This window comes from Flavobacterium sp. (genome assembly GCF_025352015.1).
Classification (GTDB): Bacteria; Bacteroidota; Bacteroidia; order Flavobacteriales; family Flavobacteriaceae; genus Flavobacterium.
Window position 1 is genome coordinate 1 of the sequence record NZ_JANXUG010000082.1, and the last position, 3295, is coordinate 3295.

The 3295-nt window shown below is 33.4% G+C and carries 3 protein-coding genes; all 3 read left to right on the forward strand.

Annotation, left to right across the window (positions count from 1 at the left end; genetic code table 11):
- The first annotated feature begins 201 nt into the window (after positions 1-201).
- Genes Q0Q96_RS08240 through Q0Q96_RS08250 form a run of 3 tightly spaced genes read left to right on the forward strand, consistent with a single transcriptional unit; the run spans position 202 to position 3104 of the window.
- Complete coding sequence (locus tag Q0Q96_RS08240) at positions 202-513, forward strand: helix-turn-helix transcriptional regulator (protein WP_293873567.1); 312 nt, start codon at positions 202-204, stop codon at positions 511-513.
- On the forward strand, positions 510-1418 hold the full coding sequence (locus tag Q0Q96_RS08245; RefSeq protein ID WP_293873569.1) for a Dam family site-specific DNA-(adenine-N6)-methyltransferase: 909 nt from the start codon (positions 510-512) through the stop codon (positions 1416-1418). The genes Q0Q96_RS08240 and Q0Q96_RS08245 overlap by 4 nt, the downstream gene beginning before the upstream one ends.
- 6 nt (positions 1419-1424) lie before the next feature.
- Positions 1425-3104, forward strand: a complete 1680-nt coding sequence (locus tag Q0Q96_RS08250) for an AlwI family type II restriction endonuclease (RefSeq protein WP_293873571.1) — start codon at positions 1425-1427, stop codon at positions 3102-3104.
- Positions 3105-3295: the final 191 nt, after the last annotated feature.

The following is a 3295-nucleotide window of genomic DNA, read 5'->3' on the forward strand; positions in this document are numbered from 1 at the left end:
TTGTAAAAATAAAAAAATTACATTTACAATCAATAAAGCGAAACAAACCTTCGCCAATCCACCCAATTTTGGGTGTATATACGAACGTTTGTTTCGCCTATAAGTAAGTTATGCCTCACCCTAAAAGACGACCGTGCTTAAAATAAAAAGATGACCGAAAGAAAAATAACTATATTTGCCAAATAATGTCAAGACTAAATTATGTCAACAATCTTTGGAAATAGAATAAAAATACTTCGAGAGGAAAAACAAATTCCTCAACGACAGTTAGCGTCTGTGTTAGAAATAGACACTGCAACATACTGTAAGATTGAAAAAGGCGATAGACGGGCAAAACGAGAACAAGTGAACATTCTTGCAGAATTGCTTGAAGTTGACCCAAAAGAGTTAATATGTTTATGGTCAGCAGACAAAGTTTATGACATTATTGCCGGAGAAGAAGAAGCAACGCAAATCTTAAATGTAGTTGCAGAAAGCATTGTTGAATATAAACGAAAAACTGCCAAGATATGAAACCACTTGTAAAATACAGAGGAGGAAAATCAAAAGAAATACCACATTTGATTAAACATATTCCGCAGTTTAGCGGAAGATATATTGAACCGTTTTTTGGCGGTGGCGCTTTATTCTTTCATTTAGAACCCAAGAAAGCAATCATTAACGACATTAACTCAAAACTAATTACATTTTATTTAGGCGTAAAAGACGATTTTGAAATTCTTAAAACTGAATTATCGGAAATTGAAAAACTTTATATGATAAATCGTAGAAAGTTTGAAGAGCTAAAAAGCAAAACACCTGATGAGCGTGTAGATGATGAAAACGAACCTCTTTATTATCAAATAAGAAATATGTTCAATGACTTGACTGAAAAAAAGTATTCGGAAGCTTTGCTTTATTTCTTCATTAATAAAACAGCTTATTCAGGAATGATTCGATATAATTCAAAAGGAGAATTTAACGTGCCGTATGGAAGATATGCTAACTTAAACACTTCTTTGGTTACGAAAGCACATAGCAACTTACTTACTAATACTGAAATTTATAATCTTGATTATTCCGAAATATTCAGAATGGCAGATAAAGATGATTTTATGTTTTTAGACCCACCGTATGATTGTGTTTTTTCCGACTATGGCAATATTGAGCACAAAGACGGATTTAATGAAAAAAATCACTTTGAGTTAGCCAATCATTTTAAAGAACTTAAATGTAAAGCATTAATGGTTATTGGTAGAACACCATTAACTGAAAAATTGTATGGAGATATGATTGTTGACGAATATGGAAAATCTTATGCAGTAAATATTAGAAATAGATTTAAATCAGAAGCAAGCCATATTTTAATTTCAAATTACGGTAACGTTGCTAAAAAACAATTCCCAGAACTAGAATTTGAAAAAGAATTAGCACTATAATAAATTATGGCAAGAATAGACAGTAAAGTAATTTTCGTTACAACATCACCAAGAACACCTGCTAAAATGATTCCTGAAATTGAGTTATTAAATACTCATTTTGCGGGACAAAAATGGAATACAAAAACACAACTTGCGTTTATGGAGCTATTGAAAGAAGAAAACTTCTTTAATGGCGAAGGAGCGAATGACCCTGCGTTTAGTGCAAGAGATAGAATAAACCGAGCACCGAAGTCGCTCGGTTTTGTTGTGCTTTCTCCAGTTATTATTTTAACGCCTGCTGGTTTAGAATTAGTAAATTCAAGACGAAAAGATGAAATATTTTTACGCCAACTTTTAAAATTTCAAGTTCCATCACCTTTTCATAAACCTTCTGCTAATTCAGCTGATTTTTGGGTAAAACCATATCTTGAACTTTTTAGATTAGTTCGCCATTTCGGTTCTTTGAAATTTGACGAAGTAATGATTTTTGGACTACAATTAGTTGACTACCGAGAATTTGATACAATTGTCGAAAAAATCAATCAATTTAGAGTAGCAAAAGCACAGGACAAAGGAAATTACAAAAAATTTCGTGCTGAATATTTAGATGCTGAACTTCAACAAATTTATAGTACAGATATTGCTTCTGGCAATACCAAAACAAGACAGACGAAAGACGATTCGATTGCGAAATTCCTAAAAACTAAAGCAAGTAATATGCGAGATTATGCAGATGCTTGCGTTCGTTATTTGAGAGCAACAGGATTGGTTAATATTTCACACATTGGAAAATCTGTTTCAATTGTTCCTGAAAAAATTCAGGAAGTAGATTATTTCTTGGAACACACTAACAGAGAACCACAATTTATTGACAACGAAAAACAATATGTTTCCTATCTTGGTAATGCAGAAGCACCATCACTTCTAACGGACAACAGAGAATTGCTTGAACAAAAAATAAAGGCAGAATTTCCAAACATCAAAATTTCAAAAACCTCTACGCTACAAAGTCTTAAAGATATTTTCGCTGACGAATTAGAGAAGCGAAAAGAAGAAATTATTACTGAACAAGTTAAGGCAATCAAAGATTACCGTTTATTTGACGACATAAATTCAACTTTCGACCAAATACTTGCCAATTCACTTTACGACAATCCTTTAATGTTAGAATGGAATACGTGGCGAGCAATGACAATGCTTGACGGAGGAAACATAAAAGCAAATCTAAAATTTGACGACTTCGGAAATCCAATGTCAACCGCACAAGGAAATATGGCAGACATTGTTTGTGATTATGAAGATTTTGGATTAACCGTAGAAGTTACAATGCAAGGTGGACAACGGCAGTATGAAACAGAAGGAGAACCAGTTACAAGACATCTTGCAAAAGTAAAAAGAGAAACTAACAAACCTGCTTACTGCTTATTCATAGCACCAAATATAAACGAGGCTTGTGTTGCTCATTTTTATGCTTTACATAAAATGAATATCAGTTATTACGGTGGAACTTCTACAATAGTTCCTTTGCCTTTAACTGTATTTCTAAAAATGGTTGAAGATTCCCATAAAGCGAGTTATGTTCCCGAACCAAGACACGTACAACGATTTTTTGAACGCTCAAATGAACTCGCAAACTCGACTGACAATGAAAAAGATTGGTATAATGGAATAACAACCGAAGCACTAAATTGGCTGACAGAATAAAGGGCGAAGGCATAACATCGGTTTTGCAAAATGGCGGATGTAGTGCTTCTATGAAAGTTTGTGCAATGTTCAAGTTCAGTTTTCCAATTGAACATTTCTGCTAAAAATCCGCCACTTCGCAAAGCCGAGAACCGTTATAAGCTAGCTTTCCCGATGAATCGTCCTAAAATAGGTTGACTAAAAATTAAACA

Coding starts and splice junctions, on each gene's coding strand:
- Q0Q96_RS08240 (WP_293873567.1), top strand. CDS start 202: ATGTCAACAATCTTTGGAAATAGAATAAAAATACTTCGAGAGGAAAAA.
- Q0Q96_RS08245 (WP_293873569.1), top strand. CDS start 510: ATGAAACCACTTGTAAAATACAGAGGAGGAAAATCAAAAGAAATACCA.
- Q0Q96_RS08250 (WP_293873571.1), top strand. CDS start 1,425: ATGGCAAGAATAGACAGTAAAGTAATTTTCGTTACAACATCACCAAGA.